The organism is Brevibacillus dissolubilis, assembly GCF_006170445.1.
Lineage (GTDB): Bacteria > Bacillota > Bacilli > Brevibacillales > Brevibacillaceae > Brevibacillus_B > Brevibacillus_B dissolubilis.
Genome location: NZ_VCNA01000003.1, coordinates 1 through 18,630 on the forward strand (window position 1 = coordinate 1; position 18,630 = coordinate 18,630).

Here is an 18,630-nt window from a genome sequence, read left to right on the forward strand (position 1 = left end):
CTGCCGCGTTTAGCCACTTCGCTATCTCCCCACTATGTTGGTAAAAATGGTGCCGGCGATAGGACTTGAACCCACAACCCCCTGATTACAAGTCAGGTGCTCTACCAATTGAGCTACACCGGCATATTCTTTTTTGATAAATAAGGTGGCTCGGGACGGAATCGAACCGCCGACACGAGGATTTTCAGTCCTCTGCTCTACCGACTGAGCTACCGAGCCAAACATGGCGGAGCTGACGGGACTCGAACCCGCGACCTCCGGTGTGACAGACCGGCGTGAACTCCAACTTCACCACAGCTCCATGTTAAAGATAGTTAGTGCGAACATCGTTAAGTTGCCCCCTACGGGGACTCCGGATTTCATCTGAACGGAGAAGAATATTCGACGTAGTTCAGATGAGCATTAAAGTTGCGGGAGCAGGATTTGAACCTGCGACCTTCGGGTTATGAGCCCGACGAGCTACCGAGCTGCTCCATCCCGCGTCAATATGAGTGGTGGAGGCTGACGGGATCGAACCGCCGACCCTCTGCTTGTAAGGCAGATGCTCTCCCAGCTGAGCTAAGCCTCCATATATGGTGACCCGTAGGGGATTCGAACCCCTGAATGACAGCGTGAAAGGCTGCTGTGTTAAACCGCTTCACCAACGGGCCATGTTCTCTCAGGACTCTTACTCTATCACATCTCTGAGGTGATAATCAACACGAAGTTTTTGGAAATTCGTTTATCGATTATGCATTCCAGATCGTGTTACTTGAACGTGTGTTTTTCTTAACATCGTTCTCACAAGTACATACTCTAGCACATCTCTACAGTCACAATCAACACGTATTTTTTTCCAAATCGAATCTTTTTGTCTATCAGCCCCGATCTCGTGCTCATCTCTTGGGGCGGATTTATAATTTAGCATATTTGAAATCTGTTTAGCAAGTATATTTTTTGGAAAAGGTCTGATCGCCCCTGTGTTCTTCGCATCCTATTCTGTTACGTAGTCGAATAAGTCCTGCACGAATCGCACATCATAATGCAGGTTTTAGCCAATATCGAGCATACATAGGAGGAAGATATCATCGCCAGACACCAACGCGTCATCATCAATGCGTATCACCAAGGGATCGGTCTGTTGCAGGGCAAAGGTGTAGACATGATGGCTATACCTCCAGCGGTTCATATTACCGGCCGAGAGCAACAGCAGCCTGTTTTAATCTAAGGCAGGGAAACCCACGCCGAAGACTGACAGATCGATTTTCCTACACGCATAAGAGCAGGTTGTGCCTATTGAACGGACCTCCTGCTCTTTTTCACTTCCCGTAAGTAAAAAAGCTCTGATGCGGGACTCACATCAGAGCTTTCATCTACACGCCCTCTTTAGAGCTGCTTGGCGTGGTCAAGCCCCAGATCAAGTGGATTGCCAAAAAGTCTGTGGTTTATCTAGTATTTCGTATTGCCGGATTCGCTTGTGTTGCCTGCTGCGAAGCCTTTGAACAGGGTTGGTACATTGGAGTAGCGGGTATTGGTGATGCGGCCTGTGCTGATCGTGCTGTCGGTGCGAAGGATGGAATCTTTCACATTGGAGATGTCACTGCTGTCGACGGTCATCACCGTTTTAAAGGTGGTACCGCCCAGTTGACGAACCAACTTACCGATATCATTGGCTTTAAAATTCTTGATGTTGATCGTACCCGCTGCATTGAGCTGGAACACTTTATCATACGCCTTGAAGGCACCGCCGCCAGTGATGTTGACTGTACCGGAGGATTTGAGTGTCAGCGCGTCCTCGCCCACATCCTGCCAGGTTACATTGGTGATCGTGCAGTTACCGTAGCAGTGGACACCGTCAGCACCTGGTGCGCCGATGATCACATTGGTCAGGGTGGCTCCTGCTTCTAAGCGGAAAATTGGTTTTTGGCCTTCAGCCTGGCTGCCGTCGCCCAAAGTCGTTGGGTTCGCTACGAATGTCTGCCCTTTGCCATCGTAGACGGTACCGGCTGGGACTGGGATTGTAGTATTGACAACGGTTACAGCCGCCTGTACAGGATCGGATTGGGATACAGATGCCGCCGCAACCAGCCCCATGAGCAGAGCAGCCGTTCCGATTTTTTTCATCATTTACGATCATCCTTTCCATGTATGTATTCTAGTGTAGATCTCAAAACAGATGTGCACCTCTGTTTTTGCTCTGAACAGATCATATCACGAACCATTTATTTCAATTAATTAACAATTTTACTATTTTCGTTTTGGATTTTATGGAAAAGAGATTCAAAACAGTCGGAAGGAACGTCGTGCAATAGCCTTTTTAGACAATACAAAAAGCACCCCCTTAAGAGGTGCTTTTTTGTATCGCTTGTCCGCCTATGCTCCGTTGAGCTTGTTCATCTGTGACAAAAGAGATTGGGTCAAAGTGAAGTTATCCGGCAGTTTGAACTGGTATTTAAACGGCGTGACAAACAAAGGCTGGTTCACAGGGCCTGTCGCATCTCCGCTGAATCCGCCAACCATGGCGTCAAACAGATGATCAGATGCCCAGCCACCGACAAAACCGCCGATGATTCCTCCGAGTACCCCGCCGACTAAGATGCCGATCGGGCCGCCGACCATTGCCCCGATACTGGCACCGATGGCTTGGCCTGCTGCCTCGCCCTCGATGGTTGCAACTACATTTAACCCATTTTCGATAATGGTCGTCACCGGATGCGCATCGTCGGTGATCTGCCACAACGTGATCCCGATGGTCAACAGGATGAACGGGCCACCCTTTGACAGATATCGGGTGGAATCGGAGAACAGCGTGGTAAAGGCAGTGGAGCGCCCAGATGCCTCGATGATATCTCCATACACCAGCATTTTTTCTTCTTCATTCAGCGCGGCAAAGTCCGTCTGACCCGGAAAACGCTTCTGTGTATAGATCCGCTGCAGGTCGATCAAGGTCTTGCCCTGCATCCAGTCTTTAAATCCGCTGGCCGTGCGGGAAAGCTGTGCACGGTACAGATCCATCTGGATATCACGGGTCCTCATCGCCTGTCTTGCCAGATCTTCTAAGTCTGTCAGGCTGGCTTGGTTGATTTGGCCCCTCAAATCGTTCACGGTATCGGTGACGTTTTGGAAGTATTGGGCCCGCAGTTTCATGTTTTTGATGTTTTGAATCCCGTGATGCAGACTGGAGCGGGCCACTTCCCATGCGAGCTCCCGCACTTTTTCACGGGTCTGGTCTGTCGTATATGGTTTATCGTTCTGTTCGGCTGTCAACAGGTTCATCGCATTCTGGTAGGCGGTCTGGCTGTCCAGCATGTCCCGCTCTTTGGCCACGGGGGTACTGTACTCCGTGTTGCGGATCACCGATGTCTCGGCACCGTAAAGCGCTTTGGTGATCGTGACGGCTTGGCTGTTGGTTATGACCTGACTGGTTTGGGTTTGATCGTCCATAAACGGCTCCGTTTCCCCTTCTCTTTACTTCGTACGCTGGATGATGAATTTGCAGATTGGAGTAGCACCTGTACCGATGGTAGCTACAATTTTGTAAGGGGCTTGTTCATCAGAGCTTGAAGCGGTCGCATTGTTGACCAGGTTGTACATATAATCCCAACTCGCAGCATTGACCCAATGACCATGTTCTCTGGCCTCTACATAAGTTCCGTCACTGGATGCAGAACCGCCATATGGGTCACTCCAGCCCATGAAAAAGTCCTTCTCTGTCCCGCGATAGACGCAACATCCGACAGAACCGCACCAAGTCCCGCTGACATGAGTATGCAGGAAATAAGACCACTGACCATTCTGGATAATCGAGTCAAATGGAGATTGACCAAGATGACCAGACCAATCATGAGAGTCGACAAAGGTCAGATCCTCGCCGGTCGCGTTATAGATCATGATCAACGTTGCCGTCATGTTCCCGTTATTTGCACTCAGTGAAACAAGGGAAGAGGTTGCATAATCTTCCAGGTCCACACCATTAATCAGTCTGTTTTTTTGGTTCAGCGCCACTTGGCCCAAGATATAAGGCGTAATGGTTTTGCCTTGATATTCAGGGTACGTGCTTACGTCTGCTTCGAGAATTGGATTTCCGGCTGTTGCCATGTCTGAACCCTCCGAGATGAATAGTTATATAATCGTTATTATTATAATTCACACAGGTAATGGTTTCTATGAACTTTACAGGTTAACCCTGTTCTTTTTTACCCAACCGCTACTCGTCCGTCAAAATGTAAAAAAAGCTCTGGTGCAACTCAACGCTGCATCAGAGCTTTTTGGTATGGTTTTACAGGCTGGCTTGCCTTTACTGATTTGCCTGCTTGTTTATTTGCCTGTTGGTTTATTTGCCTGCCAACTGCGCTTCTTTCATTTTTGCATTCAGCAAGTCAAACGCTTGTTTCAACTGTGCTTTCGGTACCCCGGCATAGCGGTCACCGATGCTTACCTCATAGTAGCAGGAGGTCTCATCGACTTCTCTGAGGTAGTGAGTCAGCCCGATCCCTGTTTCTTCATAGATAGACACGAGGATCGGCTCCAGCTGCGCCTTCGGCAACGGATAGTGGACATGAAACATGTTGGATACAGGTACAACCGGTCTTGTCGTGACACCGTGGCACTGGTTGTACAATCCGGCCAGCTCTTTGGCCTCTTCATAGTATTTGGCGAAGTGATTCATCCGCTGGTCGAAATAATAATCCGCACTGAGGATATATGGATAAAGGCTGATTAAATCCCCGCCGTGGCGTCTTTTCCATACCTTCGATTCCTTGGTGAAGGCTTCATCCCCCGCCAGGATCGCCCCGGCGATGCCACCGATCCCTTTGTAAAAGGAGACGTATACACTGTCGAACAGCTCACAGATTTCGGCCGCTGTCTTTTGGTAATAAGGCAGCACTTCAAACAGGCGGGCACCGTCGAGTTGGAGCTTGATCCCCTTTTCGCGGCAGTAGGTGGAGATCGCAACCAGCTCGTCATACTCAGGCAGCTGACCGCCGATCTCGCGCTGTGGCAGCTCCAGCAGGAGGCACGCGACGTCTTCTGGCATGTTCAGGACATCTTCGAGGTGAATCACTCTGGACTTATCAGCCAACAGGATCGGCTCGATGCCGTGCAGCTCCTTCAGTCCGTCTTCTTCATGGATTTCCAGATGGCTCAGCGGGTGGTAGGCTACTTTTTTTACGCCTTTTTGGTCACACCAGATTCGTAGGGCAATCTGCTGGGCCATGGTGCCGCTTGGGAAGAAGACGGCGGATTCTTTACCGAGGATGTTGGCGATTTTTTGTTGGAAGTCCTCGATGACTGGGCCGGTGCCGTAGTTATCGCTCTCAAGACTGTCGTCGAGTTGGCCTAAGACTTGTTTGAGGACGTGGATATTGCGCTTGCCGTGTCCTCCCAGGGGGTAGGTGGTACAGTTGAAGGCTTCTAATAGGAGGTTGGTTGGGGTCATTGTGGGTGTGGCTCCTCTCTGTGTACTGCTGTGGCAGGATGATTAGGTCTTTGGTTCACAGGGATTCATTGGGTAATGCCTTCTAGCTGATGCTGTCTGTTTCCTTCTCGAAGCTAACAGGGTTGGTTCGGTAATTTTACCAGTAGGTACAAAAAAGAAGCTAAGGAAAAACGAAATGCTTTTCCCTAGCTTCTTTACTTTTTTAGGGACTTCTTAGACAGCTCCTAATAATAATCTTAACGTCCGGCTGTGTTTGTAGCCCAGACAGGATACCAATTACCATGTTTTGTGTTATAAACAACTACATTACCGTCATCTTGAACATTCAGAACGTCGCCAGTGAGGTCAGATGGCACGCTACCACTTGCGTAATTGGCTTTAGTCCAATTTTCGGGAGCAAATCTGTATACCACCATGCCTGTACTCCTTTCTATTAAACCAAGAGCTTGTGGCCAAGTTTGTGAGGAATAAATACTTTTCATTATGCCGAAACCTACATAATCGGGATAATGTCTGTCATAACCATAATAACTTCCATCACCGCCTTTAGGAGTTTCAACATAATAACCAACAGTGTTTGAAGACCAGAGAGACGTTGTGGAACCATTGTAATTCTTATAAAGTACTAGATTATTATCGGTCTGCCAGATGAGGGAATAGATACCATTAGACGAAGTTAACACTTGACCTTTTTCGAGTGTTTCACCAGCATAGAGCATACTCTTTGCAGATGCTGCTGAGACAATGGAAATCTGGAACAAGGATATCGCAAGTAAAATTAATGAGAATTTTTTCATAATAATAACCTCTTTTCGAATAGTCTTTCAATTCAGATGCAAAGTTTGTTATAAAGTGTAGACTGGCCAGTCAAAGCAAATTCAGTAGAACTTACATTTATTAACACTTTATCTTATTATTATAAGTTAATAATTGGATATTAGTCAATATCTTGGACACATACTAGTTAAGTCCTACGAAACTACTCTCAGCATATCCTCTACAGCGTGCGGGGTCTTGTACCATTGTTTATAACATCTACTCGGAGACTGTTCGGTAATTGGTTTAATGATCTTGCTACCTCACCAGCTATTCGACTTGCGTTATTTAATTGATTCAATATGTTCGGATCGATCGCATATTTATAGCTCTGGATAGCGTTATTTATCTCATCCCCAGCATGATTTCTCTCCTAAGAGTCTTCGAACGCATATCATTCTTGCCTCACCCCTGTGGTAATTGACTTTCCATAGAAAAATAATGACTTGGGTCAGTAGTCATATGACTACTCTAATAGATATAATTGTATCCGTTTGGTGAAGTATTGAAAGAGTACCAATCTTCACCTCGTTTCATGTAGATAAATTCAAAATGTTCACATGGTGAATGGAGGAAAAGCAATGAATCAGGGGACTATTAGTTTATTCGGAAATGAGCTTGAATTAAATTATAACTTTGACCCTCAAAATTTAACAGCTGTTGTAGGGCTTTCGGTTATCGGAGTGACTGTACTTCAACATCAGGTTACAGTTGACCAGCCTTTGAAAATCAATCCCACGATAAACGGATTTGATAAGCTTGATCTCGTCGTATCTATTAATAAGTATCCAAACGGAACAAACTGCCTTCATGCAAAATGGGATTTACCTGCAGAGGGGATACAAGGGGACAGAGATATCGTGTGCTGCTAAGGATACATGATGGAAACAAACTATAGAAACATTGCGATTTTGGAGGGGCGGAAACGCCCTTCTTTTGTTTTGTAGAAGGGAAAATGGAACACGGCCAGCTGGTTCGTTTCCTGTGTCTCCACCACCCCAGCCCTTTTAGATAGGTGGGACGGTATTTTTGAACATCCATTAAAACAGCGAGCCAACCTTTTTGGGCAAACGAATGGTTATGATCACCTTCCTCCAGACTGATCAAAAAGGTTTACCGCCACCTACCTCTTCAGGATGTAAAGTCTCGCTCGATGTTGACCTGACGCGGAGTACTTTTCCCCATAAAAGCAAAACACGTAACAGAAAGTAAGTTCTGTTACGTGTCAGACTGAAGACATTTCTGTGTACTTTTTCGTGAGAGGCGACTACACCTTAGGCTTCTTTTTCTTGGATGGCTCTTTCATTGGCAGAGTTTCTGCCCAAGCCAAGGACTGTTGCACCAATGAGGAAACCCTCTCCGGATCTTGACGCCACTTCTCCGGAACCGTTACATACTCTTTCATCGGTCTTCCTTGCATCGGGGCAAACTGTGTGGCCCCCTCCTCCTCTATCAATCGTTGCCGTTCGGCTTCGGGAAGACGGACAAATACTTGATCGCCGTATAAACCAGCAAACATGTTTCCATTAATAAAGCTGGCTAAGTTGCCGAACATTGGCTTCAGATTGATTCTGGGATCAATGGGAATAATCGACTTGAAAAAAGCTTTGGATTCTTCGCTCGGACGATTCATGCTCATTGGCCTTGCTCCACATAATCTTTAAGAAACTTCCCTAATAACTCCTGCCATCCATGTTCGTGACTTTCTTTCCAGCCGTCTTCGATATATCCGGATGCCGTGTGAGACAGCTTCAGAACCGTGGCGTCACCCTTCTCCTCTAACTGATAAATATACGAGCTGTTCACGGCGCCTTTCATACCCAGATGGCCTTGCAGGCGAATTTCTACCGGGGCATGAATGTAATACACGGTTCCCCAAAGAGCTCCTTGATGGTCTCCCCATGTCTCGATAAACGTCCCTCCAAGCTCGGGCTTTAATTGGAGCGTGCTCTTCACACCAGCAGGAGCGAGTCGATACTGCCACCATGACTGAACATCTTGAGTCAATGCCTCGAAAACCTTCTCCCGAGGGGCTTGAATCACAATCTCCTGCTCGATTCGAAATGTCGTGCTTTCCTTGCCGGGGCTTGCTTGTTCCATGTGATTCGACTCTCCTTTTTCACTATGTGCTTGATGGAGGTTGTCCCGTAGCATGACCAAAGAGCCTGCCAGTTTCGATTCGTATTGACCTACCCATCTGTCGTAAAGCTCCTGTAACGGGACTGCGTTTAGAAAATTGACCCTGTATTTCCCCTCTCTGCGCACAAGCACTAGATTCGCCTTTTCCAATAAGCTCAGATGCTTCATGACCGCATATCGGGACAGATCCGGAAAACGTTCCGCCAGTTGTCCCGTTGTCTGCGAGGCTTGCTTCAGCAAGTCCAAAATCTCTCTGCGAATCGGATGGCTCAGCGCCTTGAAAAGAAGAGTAAGCTCATTGTTCATTCTCTCACCACCCATCATGTTACCTTATGGTAACATGATGGGTGCATATACACAAGTTTCAATAAACAATACCAATCGTCAGGTTCATCATCCGTCAACTCATACGGAATAGAACACCCCGTCCTCCTTAGCAAATCTTCAGACAAACAAACAACCGCCATAGCTTCTAAAAATACTAGGCGGCTGCTTCCTATTCAAACTCTCTATTTTCCTATAAAACCATTGTTACCAATTTCAACATAATCCCATAAACAAATTTATGAATGAACCGATGTATCTACCGCTATTCAAGTATCGAATCAACCAGATATATCGTTCGTACCAAAATTCGCACCAATTGTCACAAGGCGAAAACAAAAAGTGGCACCCGCGTGTACTGGGCACTGTCTGGCTTGTTTATTTTAACTGGTTTCATTCAACTGGAAAGTGAAAGATTTTTCATAGATGCTGATTTCGTGATCGGGCTTCATGCCGGCCTTCTCATAGAGGCGGTAGGCACCCGAAGGATTGGCAGCATCGACGCCTAGCGAGACAAGCGCCTGACCCGCGCGATGGGATGCCTCGAACACACACTGCAGCAACGTAAGCGCAAGACCACGCCCACGGAACGGCTGGCGTACGCCAAGCTGCTCGATAAAGAGCAGGTCCTCGCGCATGCGGCAGAGGGCAAAACCTGCAACGGCACCTTTCGAATCCCTTGCTATCATCCACCATCGTTCGTCGAAGGTAGGCAGCTTCGTCTTTTCGACCCATTTCTCGAAGGAAGGCACCGCGAAATCCCAGTGATCGGCGAACGATTCTACATAGGCTTCATAGACGGCTTGTTCGTCGCGCCCCTTCACGAACGGCTCGATTGTGAAGCCCTCCGGTAGGATGACCGCGCCCGGTTCGTCATCCAATCGAATTCCCATTCGCTTGAAGTAACGGACCGGGGCGAATCCTTGAGCCTCAAACAGTCGGACGGCATCTTCGCATAACGTCGGGATCATGCTTTGTAGGCGCTTCGAGACGCCAGATTCATTCTGAAGTGCCACAGCGCGCGCTTCAAGCGCCGCGACGAGCGCCGAGCCCACACCTCGGCCGCGAGCGGTGGGTAGCACGCATCCGTAGCTGAACAGCTTCTCTTCACTGTCCTCCTCAAGGAAGGCGTAACCGATTAATGCGGAGTCCGTGTCTTCAACGATCCAAACATTGTTCTCGAGATCGAAGCGGGACCACATGTCTAGGACGTCGTCGAGAACGATGTCAGGTGCTCCGAGGTCTTCGGTATCGCAGGTGGCTACAAGATCGCAAACAGCTTGGGCGTCATCCAATAAGGGGCGGCGGATGCGGAAGGTCGTTTTCGTCATATAAGGTAATCTCCTTAACTGGTAATCAATTACGTTTGGTTAAATTATACACCATTGCGGATTACTGTCTGTTAGCTTAACGACGCTTCCAGTCAAAAAGCCAGCCAATCAGGTTGTACAGACCCATGCTTGTGTTTTCCATTCGCTACATCTAAACGGAAGCCTCAGGGGATCGATAATAGCCCTCCACCGTGTCGCGCGAATCCATCAAAAGTGTTTGATTGCTACCATTGGATTCTGATACGTGTGTTTGTCTATTTCGTCAACAAGTCATCTCTGTTTAAACTTCTCTTCCAACTCACTCCGAATTGAATCCAATTCTTTAAGAAGTTTTTTAACTTGATCTGGATTCTTCGGATTTTCTGGGTTTCTTACGTCCACAGTTGCAAAATAATCGATCTTAACCTCAATAATTCGAATTTGTAGCTTGTTCTCTTCTTTACCGTACTCCTTATCACTAAACATATTTAATATTGCACGCTCTTCATCAAAAAATCGATCTGTATGAGAAATCGCATCTTCTAGAATGTCTATTACTTCCAATGCCTCTTTATAAAAGACACCAGTGTCTCCGGTTAACTCCTCTGAAGCTTGCTTAGATCTGCCACAAAAAAATAGACTGATCATTAAACTTTCCCTCCCCTCTCACTCAACCTAAACGGAGTCCTCAAGAAACCGATAATAACCCGCCACAGTATTGTACGAATCCCACCAAAAGAGTTCGATTGCAGCCATTGGATTATGTGACAGTCGTTCACCAATCTCTCTCAGGATGGCAACAGATGTCTCTTCTTTCCAAAACCAAATAGCTCCCAGATTTCTCCGAATATACTCACCGTAATATGCTGCTGCTCCTAGTATCAGTACCCAGTCTACCTCCTCCATCTCCTGTTTCCTTGATAGTAATATCGCTTGAAGCTTTTGTAGAGCTAACGGATCGTTGAATTCTAATGCATACATGGATGCAAACTCTTCGGATAACATATCTTTTTCATCATATAACCTTCTTTTCAATTCTTCCGATGCCAGTGGCCGGGGCTTCGCCACACACTCAAACCAGGGCATCCCCTTTTGAACAACCAGATCGATCAGCTTACGGATAATATCCTCAAGCGATTCTTGATCTTGGTACTCCCACCATTCTTCTACGCTATCAGCCAACCGAGAACCAGCAACCCCTTTATAATATTCAGATGTACGCAAATTTACCCTTATCGCGTTAGCATAATTACTCTTGTCAAACTCGATGTACTCCATAATCTCACCATTCAAGCGGCAAAAAGTCCACAAATCCGATGGTGACTTCCTTTCCTCAAAAGAAAAGCGATATTCCTTGAAAACTGGCGATGCCAGACGCTTTATCGCAGCCTTTATTTTCATACTCAACTGAGTCCCTCCATCTCACCTTCTATTTGGTTGTCGCCTCATATCGATCTACACCTGATTTTGATACACCTCTAGTTGTACAGGCACGTAATTCTGAATGACATCTTGGAACACCTGTAATTCCTCAACCCGGGCAAAAAATGTATCCAAATCATGATCCAGATCATAAGACCAAAACGTAATCGAATACTGCTTCAATTCCTCGGATGGAGCAAAAAGAAACTGGCAACGCAATTGCTCAATAATCGGTTCATCGTTTTCCTCTACCTTGTAGAACTGCCGCACAAAATCAAAATGAAACAGTTTCTTTCCTGTAAAAGAATAAACACCGCACTCAAAAAGCACGGCTGGTTCCGTACAATTTACGTCCATCTTCGTAAATAACTTAAATTCGTTCCAGACATTCAGAATCGTTGGGTCTTGGTATTTTGAAATCATTTGCTTCAGGTACCTTTCCGTTTCATGCAATTCAAGCACGTATATCCCCCTTGTCAGATCATAAGTCATAAACCCTTCCTCAGAAAAATGGATACAGAACTTGCTATCAAAAATAGAAATCCTCCAAAAACAACGTATGATGTGCCAATTCCTGATATAAATAATCCGCATACAGTGGCACCAACTGTTGTTCCTAAGTTTGCCGATGTTAAAAATAAGCCATTAGCAAACTCAGGAGCCTCTGGAGCTGCGGATGTAATCCAGTATTGGTTGATATTGGCCCCTATACCAGCCAAGATTCCCCAGAGCAATACAATCAAGGCCATTGGAACGCTCAGATGTCCCATCAAAAACAAGATGATGTAAACGGCTCCTAACGCAAAAGGAAAAATCGCTACAGTTTTTAACGCCTGTGTTGTAAGCAGTGTCCCTGCGAGAATATTTCCAATAATATTGGCCGCACCGTATAGAAATAGCATGAAACTAATGGAGTTCCCCGTCATTTTCGTAATCGTTTCAAGATACTCCGCAAGGTAACTATACACACCGAATACGGCTCCGTTCATAAAAATGACAGCGGTAATGGATAGCCAGGTCATTGATTTTTTTAGTACGCTTACCTGTGCCCCATAAGAAAGTTTTTCACGAACAGGCATTGATGGTACATAGAGGAGTGTGGCTATGAATACGACAGCATTCACAATAGCGAAGAATAACATCGCCATGCTCAGGGAGGTTGCTGTAGCAATGAAGCTAGTGACGGGCACACCAAGCACCATCCCGGCAGATACCCCAATGAATATGTTGGAAACCGCTTTGGGGGATTCTTCCTTACTAACCGATGCAGCCGCTACCGTAAAAGCCAATGACACATAAATCGGGTGGAAAATAGCTGGGATCACACGCGCAATTAATAATATTGTAAAGTTGGATGTGAGTGCGGAGACAACGTTACCCAAAATGAAAACGCCGAGTACAAGCAACATGGTCGTCTTACGATTCATGCGCGAAAACCATATAGGCATAGTTGGACCAGATATGGCAACAGCCAGTGCAAAAAGACTTACGACCAACCCTGCGCTGGATATACTGACATGAAAGTGATCGGCAATTAACGGCAAGATACCGATGACACCCATTTCCGTATTTAAAATGCCGAAGACTCCCGTCGTCAATATTAGTACAAGCAAGTTATTTCGTTCAACTTTCATCATGCACCCCCCATCTTCCCACCGATGACAAGCGCAACTGTTATATTCTCTGACATTTCAATCCTCCCTTTCTCGGCTATTCATCATAGATTGGAGCAGAGCTTTCACTATAGAAAGAGGCACACCGTGTTGGCGTGCCCCATCATATGTTGCAAGGATGAATCGTATTTGAACCAAAATACATTCGGCGATCTTCCCCATTCCGATCATATTTCGTGCTTTTCTCAGCAACACGAACAAATACAACGCGAAGCGAATAAACAAAACATATTGTTTAATAAACACTTGTCTATTATTATATGATTAAGCAGAGTACAATCAATGGTTAATCTATCGCAAAATGTTGATATATCAACACAGTAATCAAAACTGTTCATTATTTACGAAAGTTGGTGGGTTTACGATGGCAAAAGTGGATCGGAGGATTCTTAAAACGCAAGAATCCTTGAAAAAAGCGGTTATTGAACTGATGACGGAAAAAAACTTCGATGAGATTACCATTCAGGATATTGCGGACCGGGCAAACGTAAACCGCGGAACCATTTATCTACATTATCAGGACAAATATGATTTATTGGATAAACTCATAGAAACACACATTAACGAATTAGGGGAAATGGATAAGTGGGCATGTGAGATGGATTGGACAGATGCTCTTGTACCCTATTTTGAATATTTTGCGGAACATCATTTATTTTTTTCGACAATGTTAGCAAGTAAAGGGACCCCGTCATCCTTCAGAACTCGGCTTTTTGCTTCTTTTATGGAAGGATTCAAAGGTGAGATTGACAGAGAAACCGACAGGAATACTAATTTAAGTGAAGATGTTATGCTGCAATATGCTGGGAACGCCTATGTAGGGGTAATTGAGTGGTGGATTCGGAATGGGATGCCGCATCCTCCGCAAGTCATGGCCAAACAAGTTGGAGCTTTGTTAGAGAGAAGTCTATAGTTAAAACAGCCGACCTCCCTCCAATCGTTACGCCCACTTCGAAAATAATACACAAGCCGGTATTCCTTAGAGCAGGAAATACCGGCTTTTTTATGGCGTTTGGACCGTTATGTGAAAAGAACAGGCTCATTTTCGTAAGGGAAGTTCTCAGCGATTCTTTCTTTTCGAACACACTTCGGAATTACAACGCCCCCTCTTTGTGTTAACCATCGTAGATTTACTTGAGATTGAGATACTCTTCGTCGGTCACGGGCTCTAGCCAGTCTGTTGGTCCTGGTGTAAGCGCTAGGTGTACAAACCAACTGTCTTTAGTAGCACCGTGCCAATGTTTTACACCGGGTGGTATATTTACCACATCACCCGTTTTGAGTGATAGGGCCGGTTTCCCTTCTTCTTGATACCAACCTTCACCGCCAGTAACTAACAAAACCTGCCCAGCCTGATGAGAGTGCCAATTATTGCGGGCTCCAGGTGCAAAGGTTACATTCCCGATGGATGTGTTGAGTGGTGTTGGATCGGTAAAGACCATCTGTAAGTATGCATCACCGCTAAAGTATTGTTCTACTTTTTGTCCCAAGGGGAAGATCGTGCTATTTTTCAATTGTTCATTTTTCATTTTCATTCCTACTTTCTTTATTTTTTACCCTACTTGAACAGTTGGCCGAATCATCATTTCATTTCTTTAGTCAAATCATGGCACTAGGAATGTAACCACATGAAATTCACAGCGATGTATTCTGTTACACCTGTGTATTATTATAAAAAAAGCCACACAGTCTTCAATTACTAAAACACCTCGATTCGTGCATTAATGCACAGATTGATGAAAATTGATCATTATCTTACAAGGTTTGGTGATATATATTATCTAAAGTCGACAGGAGAATACTTCAATCTCAGGAAGCAATAAAAAAACAACCGCCATGGCTTATGAAAACGCCCCGGCGGTTGCTTCCTTTCCGTCCTTCCCTTTCAAAACGACTACTCTTGAATAATATGATTTTCCTTCAAAATACCTAGCGTAATCTCCTTCGCCTTCGCAGACGATGCCGTTCCTTCTCCATCTACATTCGTCGCAAACACGTACGTCCCCCGCTCATTCTCCACAAAACCCACATACCAGCCGACTGGCGGCGTCTCTCTCGTTCCTGTTTTGCCATAGAGTGTGTACGTATCCTGCTCGTCTTGAATCATCATTCGCTTCACCGTCTTCATCACCGGTTTGTCGAACGGCAGTGTCTCTTCCACCAGCTTCTCCAGAAAATCCACCTCTTCCAACGGGGAAATCTTCAAGCTGCTGTTCAGCCAGAATCGGTCGATCCCGCCGGAGATATCCTCATTGCCGTAGTTGATTTTGTCCAGCCATTCCTGCATGCGTGCTTCGCCGATGTCACGCGCCATCGCCTGATAGAACCAGACGACCGAATATCTCATGCCAGAGGCGAGCGAGTGATCCTCATTCCAGATCGGAAGCCACCTCTGCACGCCGTCCCATTGCTTGACTTGGTACTCATCGCGGACAGCACCCACCTGCAGCCCGATTAACGAGTTAGGGATTTTAAACGTAGATTCCGGTGCTTGCCGGGTGATGGCTCTCGCTTGGTTATAGATGTAGGTCTCGTCAGTTCGCAGGTCACGGATGACGAAGGTTCCCTCCTGCTTCGGAAAATACTTGGCCACGTCTAACTTCTTGACGTGAACCTGTCCATGGCCCTGACTCTCGGTACCCGTGCTAGCCAGTGCGGACAGTGGATTGGACTTTGCAGGCGTATTCGTGTTGGACGCGGTCACAGATGTGGCGGCCCAGCCAGTTGCGAACATTGCTAATGTTAAGGCGAGACAAAATGCTTTTTTATTTTTTCTCATATCTTTTCCCATCTCCTCTACTCGTTAAGGTTGTTGCCCTTACCAAATATACAGGCAGAAGATGGGTGATTCGATAATAGGAGCATAACGGACAACTAACAAAACCATAACAAATGGATAACAGCTATTGCCAAAATATTCAGTGGAAAAGACCTCTGCCTACTACCTCTCCACTCTCTTCCCGTACCTCCCGTGCCACTCGCTGGGGAGCATCCGCTTCCGCAGGGTCAGCAGGGCCCATAGATTCCACAGATTCGGCAAACTCGGCAGACACTTTCCGCTGGTTCTTCTTCTCCTTTATGATCAGCAAAAATATCCCCGCCAGACACACGCTGATTATGATCAGATACTCGCCCATTTCCGGAATAAAGTAGCCCAGATCCCCGCCTTTATAACCCATACCCCGCAGAACCTTGAAATGCAGGGACAACGGAATCGCCTTGTTGACCCACTGCAAAAGCTCTGGCAGCAAGGCAGCCGGCACTTGGCCTCCGCTAAGCAAGAAGGACGGCATCATCAGCGCGATGATTCTGCCCCCTGCTTGAGCCGCGACGGGAGCCGTCCAGCCAATCAGCATCGCCAATAGACTGGTGCAGCATGTATATAAGAAAAACGGGATGAAGACCTGCACGTAGTCCGCTTCAAAGCGAAGACCGCCCACCTGCTTCATGACACCTATCACCAGATACAGCGAGACCGAGCTGACTAAGGCGTACGGAAGTAGCCGTGATACCAAGCCGAGTGGACGCCGAAGCTCCTCCTGCAAGCGGCCTTCTTCTCTCAGACGTGGGACGATGGATATCGTATTCACTCCAAGCAATGCAAGCAGAATCACATTCACAAACATCATGACCGAGCTCATCATCGTATCGCTGGTCGGGTTGTACAAGGTGCGCTGTTCCAGCGTGAGAGCAGGAGCACCCATGACTTTCACTGCATTCTCCACACCGACCACTTCGGCCAAGCCCGTCCGTATACTTCCCGCACTGGCGGTCAGCGTCATGTCGAGATAGAGTCCGAGATTGGTCGGCTTTCCTTGCAGATACGCCGCCTCCAGCCCATTCGGCAGGTAAAGCACACCGGAATAGGACTCATCGTACAGGAGCGGGTCGGCTTCCATGTAGGTGTCATATATATCAAGAACATCGATATACGGTGACGCTTCTAGCTTGGTGATCAGTTGTTTGCTGTACGCACTATGATCCAGATCAATGATAGCCAAGGGCGCTTCTTGCACCGTACTATTTTGAAAAATGTAACCAAACAACGCAGCAATCACCAAGGGGACAAACAGGATCAGCGGAATAAATTTGCCGTTGGTAATGTGTCTCCACTCGTCAATCAGCGGTCTCATCCATCTTCACCTCCACTGTCATGCCCGGCAGAAGCTCTGGGGTGCGTTCTACATCAATGCGTACCAGGAACGCGCTGACATCGGCCTGCCCCTTCTCCCGGCTCATCTTCATCGTGGCGTATTGAGGTGCTGCGGATATGTAGCGAACCTTCCCTCCGATCTCCTTGTTCAGGGCGACGACGTGTCCAGAGACGCTTTGCTTAGGCTTGACCTTCCCGATCTGCGTTTCTTCTATATAAATGTTGTAGTAGAGCTGGTTGGACTCCAGCATGACGACGGGTGCCCCCACCGCTGCGTTCTCCCCGACCTTTGGCATGATGCGGGTCACTTTGCCATCGGATGGGGCTTTTAGTACCAGACGCTGTTTTTGCACCTCCAGTGTCTGCAGTTGCACCTGCATCGAATCCTTTTGCTTTTGGAGCAGCTCGACGTTGTAGGCACTGTTCTCGACATCTTGTCGGGCTTGGGTGGTTTGGGTCATGGTTGTTTTGGCTTTTTCCGTTTGGATCTGGGCTTGTTGCCGCTCTTGTGCGGTCGCTCCGGCCTGCATTTTGTGAAGGAGAGCTTGTTGCTGGGACAGTCCGTTTTTGGCGGCTTCCAGCTGGTTGGTCACAGTGTCCAGACTGGCTTGTGAGACTGCACCGCTGTCAAAAAGCGCCTTGGTGCGGTCATATGTCGTCTGTGTCAATTCCAGTGCCTGCCGGGAGGCTTCTACAGCGAGCTTCTGACGTTCTAAGTCTTCGGTACGCACTCCTTGGTTGACCAGACTTTCCGCTGTCTGCGCGGCCAGTACCCCCAGCTGGGCCTGCTGCTCCTGGGTAGCCACTTTGCTTAGCCCGATCTGTACAGCGTCCTTGGTCTGCCTGATCTTGACGTCCTGCTGCAAGATATCGGTCTTGAGCTTGGCGATTTGCAGGTCGAGGTCGGTGGGGTCCAGCGTCATGAGGATGTCACCCTTTTTGACCTGCTGCTCCTCTGTGACGTGAATCGCAGTCACCTTTCCCCCCACCCCTTGGAAGGACACGTTGACCGTATCTGCCGTCAGGATACTGCTTTTCTCCACGGCCGCCATCGTGACCGCATCCTTGCCTTGCATCACCATCAGTGTCCCACCTGTACCAAGCGCCGCGATTACGAGAAGCAGCGGAATGATTCTTTTTTTCATAGCCTGTCTCTCTCCTTTTTGAAAAAGGGTGTAACACTCGTCGGACAAGTTACTCAACTACGTGCCCACTAATCAACTTCGTGTTCATTTGTAATCATATAGGGTCACAGCTCATCCAAGCAATGATCAATGTTGATGCGATCTGTTGATAAATCAACAGGTGGATACGGTTGTGTCGATCATGTTTGATACGGGGCTACCCTTATCGAAAAATTACCCGTCCATGCAT

General features: G+C 47.1%; 18 protein-coding genes and 6 tRNA genes. 2 read left to right on the forward strand and 22 right to left on the reverse strand.

Annotated elements, in window-relative coordinates; genetic code table 11:
* Nucleotides 1–47: 47 nt before the first annotated feature.
* The 11 genes from FGI41_RS05965 to FGI41_RS24780 form a co-directional block, all read right to left on the reverse strand.
* Nucleotides 48–123: transfer RNA gene (locus tag FGI41_RS05965), tRNA-Thr, on the reverse strand.
* A 23-nt stretch (nt 124–146) separates the two neighbouring features.
* Nucleotides 147–219: transfer RNA gene (locus tag FGI41_RS05970), tRNA-Phe, on the reverse strand.
* Between the two features lie 5 nt (nt 220–224).
* A tRNA-Asp gene (locus FGI41_RS05975) sits at nt 225–301 on the reverse strand.
* A 107-nt stretch (nt 302–408) separates the two neighbouring features.
* Nucleotides 409–482 (reverse strand) — tRNA-Met (locus tag FGI41_RS05980).
* 10 nt (nt 483–492) lie between these two features.
* Nucleotides 493–568 (reverse strand) — tRNA-Val (locus tag FGI41_RS05985).
* Between the two features lie 5 nt (nt 569–573).
* Nucleotides 574–650: transfer RNA gene (locus tag FGI41_RS05990), tRNA-Glu, on the reverse strand.
* Between the two features lie 778 nt (nt 651–1,428).
* A complete protein-coding gene (locus tag FGI41_RS05995) occupies nt 1,429–2,073 on the reverse strand; it encodes a pectate lyase (RefSeq protein WP_438358009.1) in 645 nt (214 codons plus the stop codon).
* Between the two features lie 279 nt (nt 2,074–2,352).
* Complete coding sequence (locus FGI41_RS06000) at nt 2,353–3,423, reverse strand: hypothetical protein (RefSeq protein WP_139489068.1); 1,071 nt, start codon at nt 3,421–3,423, stop codon at nt 2,353–2,355.
* Between the two features lie 24 nt (nt 3,424–3,447).
* Nucleotides 3,448–4,077 carry a hypothetical protein gene (locus FGI41_RS06005; protein WP_139489069.1) on the reverse strand — a complete coding sequence of 210 codons (630 nt, stop codon included), beginning with the start codon at nt 4,075–4,077 and terminating at the stop codon, nt 3,448–3,450.
* Nucleotides 4,078–4,312: 235 nt separating this feature from the next.
* Nucleotides 4,313–5,419, reverse strand: coding sequence for a threonine aldolase family protein (locus tag FGI41_RS06010; protein ID WP_139489070.1), 1,107 nt, complete (start codon nt 5,417–5,419; stop codon nt 4,313–4,315).
* 236 nt (nt 5,420–5,655) lie between these two features.
* Nucleotides 5,656–6,216: a hypothetical protein gene (locus FGI41_RS24780; RefSeq protein WP_176560149.1), complete on the reverse strand. Its 561-nt coding sequence runs from the start codon at nt 6,214–6,216 to the stop codon at nt 5,656–5,658.
* Between the two features lie 600 nt (nt 6,217–6,816).
* On the opposite strand from FGI41_RS24780, the gene FGI41_RS06020 reads away from it, so the two are divergent.
* Nucleotides 6,817–7,107: a hypothetical protein gene (locus FGI41_RS06020; protein ID WP_139489071.1), complete on the forward strand. Its 291-nt coding sequence runs from the start codon at nt 6,817–6,819 to the stop codon at nt 7,105–7,107.
* Between the two features lie 395 nt (nt 7,108–7,502).
* On the opposite strand, the gene FGI41_RS06025 is transcribed toward FGI41_RS06020, so the two are convergent.
* From FGI41_RS06025 to FGI41_RS06055, 7 genes are all read right to left on the reverse strand, one after another.
* Nucleotides 7,503–7,874: a TfoX/Sxy family protein gene (locus FGI41_RS06025; protein WP_139489072.1), complete on the reverse strand. Its 372-nt coding sequence runs from the start codon at nt 7,872–7,874 to the stop codon at nt 7,503–7,505.
* Entirely contained in the window at nt 7,871–8,680 is an 810-nt protein-coding gene (locus tag FGI41_RS06030; RefSeq protein WP_139489073.1) for a helix-turn-helix domain-containing protein, read from the reverse strand. The genes FGI41_RS06025 and FGI41_RS06030 overlap by 4 nt, the downstream gene beginning before the upstream one ends.
* A gap of 401 nt (nt 8,681–9,081) precedes the next feature.
* Nucleotides 9,082–10,029 carry a GNAT family N-acetyltransferase gene (locus FGI41_RS06035; protein WP_139489074.1) on the reverse strand — a complete coding sequence of 316 codons (948 nt, stop codon included), beginning with the start codon at nt 10,027–10,029 and terminating at the stop codon, nt 9,082–9,084.
* 270 nt (nt 10,030–10,299) lie between these two features.
* Complete coding sequence (locus FGI41_RS06040) at nt 10,300–10,656, reverse strand: hypothetical protein (protein ID WP_139489075.1); 357 nt, start codon at nt 10,654–10,656, stop codon at nt 10,300–10,302.
* Nucleotides 10,657–10,683: 27 nt separating this feature from the next.
* On the reverse strand, nt 10,684–11,415 hold the full coding sequence (locus FGI41_RS06045; protein WP_139489076.1) for a hypothetical protein: 732 nt from the start codon (nt 11,413–11,415) through the stop codon (nt 10,684–10,686).
* A gap of 48 nt (nt 11,416–11,463) precedes the next feature.
* Nucleotides 11,464–11,892, reverse strand: a complete 429-nt coding sequence (locus FGI41_RS06050) for a hypothetical protein (RefSeq protein ID WP_139489077.1) — start codon at nt 11,890–11,892, stop codon at nt 11,464–11,466.
* A 26-nt stretch (nt 11,893–11,918) separates the two neighbouring features.
* Complete coding sequence (locus FGI41_RS06055) at nt 11,919–13,064, reverse strand: MFS transporter (RefSeq protein WP_139489643.1); 1,146 nt, start codon at nt 13,062–13,064, stop codon at nt 11,919–11,921.
* Between the two features lie 403 nt (nt 13,065–13,467).
* On the opposite strand from FGI41_RS06055, the gene FGI41_RS06060 reads away from it, so the two are divergent.
* The gene (locus tag FGI41_RS06060) at nt 13,468–14,016 is read left to right on the forward strand and encodes a TetR/AcrR family transcriptional regulator (protein WP_139489078.1); all 549 of its coding nucleotides are present in this window, start codon (nt 13,468–13,470) and stop codon (nt 14,014–14,016) included.
* 217 nt (nt 14,017–14,233) lie between these two features.
* Here the strand turns inward: FGI41_RS06060 and FGI41_RS06070 are convergent, their stop codons facing one another.
* From FGI41_RS06070 to FGI41_RS06085, 4 genes are all read right to left on the reverse strand, one after another.
* On the reverse strand, nt 14,234–14,632 hold the full coding sequence (locus tag FGI41_RS06070) for a cupin domain-containing protein (protein ID WP_139489079.1): 399 nt from the start codon (nt 14,630–14,632) through the stop codon (nt 14,234–14,236).
* Between the two features lie 365 nt (nt 14,633–14,997).
* The gene (blaOXA, locus tag FGI41_RS06075; protein WP_255298349.1) at nt 14,998–15,882 is read right to left on the reverse strand and encodes a class D beta-lactamase; all 885 of its coding nucleotides are present in this window, start codon (nt 15,880–15,882) and stop codon (nt 14,998–15,000) included.
* 139 nt (nt 15,883–16,021) lie between these two features.
* The gene (locus FGI41_RS06080; RefSeq protein WP_139489080.1) at nt 16,022–17,236 is read right to left on the reverse strand and encodes an ABC transporter permease; all 1,215 of its coding nucleotides are present in this window, start codon (nt 17,234–17,236) and stop codon (nt 16,022–16,024) included.
* A complete protein-coding gene (locus FGI41_RS06085) occupies nt 17,220–18,401 on the reverse strand; it encodes an HlyD family secretion protein (protein WP_139489081.1) in 1,182 nt (393 codons plus the stop codon). The genes FGI41_RS06080 and FGI41_RS06085 overlap by 17 nt, the downstream gene beginning before the upstream one ends.
* Between the last annotated feature and the right edge of the window lie 229 nt (nt 18,402–18,630).

Excerpts from the sequence above, each read along its gene's own strand:
- FGI41_RS05995 (WP_438358009.1), bottom strand. The coding sequence starts at position 2,073 with ATGGGGCTGGTTGCGGCGGCATCTGTATCCCAATCCGATCCTGTACAG.
- FGI41_RS06000 (WP_139489068.1), bottom strand. The coding sequence starts at position 3,423 with ATGGACGATCAAACCCAAACCAGTCAGGTCATAACCAACAGCCAAGCC.
- FGI41_RS06005 (WP_139489069.1), bottom strand. The coding sequence starts at position 4,077 with ATGGCAACAGCCGGAAATCCAATTCTCGAAGCAGACGTAAGCACGTAC.
- FGI41_RS06010 (WP_139489070.1), bottom strand. The coding sequence starts at position 5,419 with ATGACCCCAACCAACCTCCTATTAGAAGCCTTCAACTGTACCACCTAC.
- FGI41_RS24780 (WP_176560149.1), bottom strand. The coding sequence starts at position 6,216 with ATGAAAAAATTCTCATTAATTTTACTTGCGATATCCTTGTTCCAGATT.
- FGI41_RS06020 (WP_139489071.1), top strand. The coding sequence starts at position 6,817 with ATGAATCAGGGGACTATTAGTTTATTCGGAAATGAGCTTGAATTAAAT.
- FGI41_RS06025 (WP_139489072.1), bottom strand. The coding sequence starts at position 7,874 with ATGAGCATGAATCGTCCGAGCGAAGAATCCAAAGCTTTTTTCAAGTCG.
- FGI41_RS06030 (WP_139489073.1), bottom strand. The coding sequence starts at position 8,680 with ATGAACAATGAGCTTACTCTTCTTTTCAAGGCGCTGAGCCATCCGATT.
- FGI41_RS06035 (WP_139489074.1), bottom strand. The coding sequence starts at position 10,029 with ATGACGAAAACGACCTTCCGCATCCGCCGCCCCTTATTGGATGACGCC.
- FGI41_RS06040 (WP_139489075.1), bottom strand. The coding sequence starts at position 10,656 with ATGATCAGTCTATTTTTTTGTGGCAGATCTAAGCAAGCTTCAGAGGAG.
- FGI41_RS06055 (WP_139489643.1), bottom strand. The coding sequence starts at position 13,064 with ATGAAAGTTGAACGAAATAACTTGCTTGTACTAATATTGACGACGGGA.
- FGI41_RS06060 (WP_139489078.1), top strand. The coding sequence starts at position 13,468 with ATGGCAAAAGTGGATCGGAGGATTCTTAAAACGCAAGAATCCTTGAAA.
- FGI41_RS06070 (WP_139489079.1), bottom strand. The coding sequence starts at position 14,632 with ATGAAAAATGAACAATTGAAAAATAGCACGATCTTCCCCTTGGGACAA.
- blaOXA (WP_255298349.1), bottom strand. The coding sequence starts at position 15,882 with ATGAGAAAAAATAAAAAAGCATTTTGTCTCGCCTTAACATTAGCAATG.
- FGI41_RS06080 (WP_139489080.1), bottom strand. The coding sequence starts at position 17,236 with ATGAGACCGCTGATTGACGAGTGGAGACACATTACCAACGGCAAATTT.
- FGI41_RS06085 (WP_139489081.1), bottom strand. The coding sequence starts at position 18,401 with ATGAAAAAAAGAATCATTCCGCTGCTTCTCGTAATCGCGGCGCTTGGT.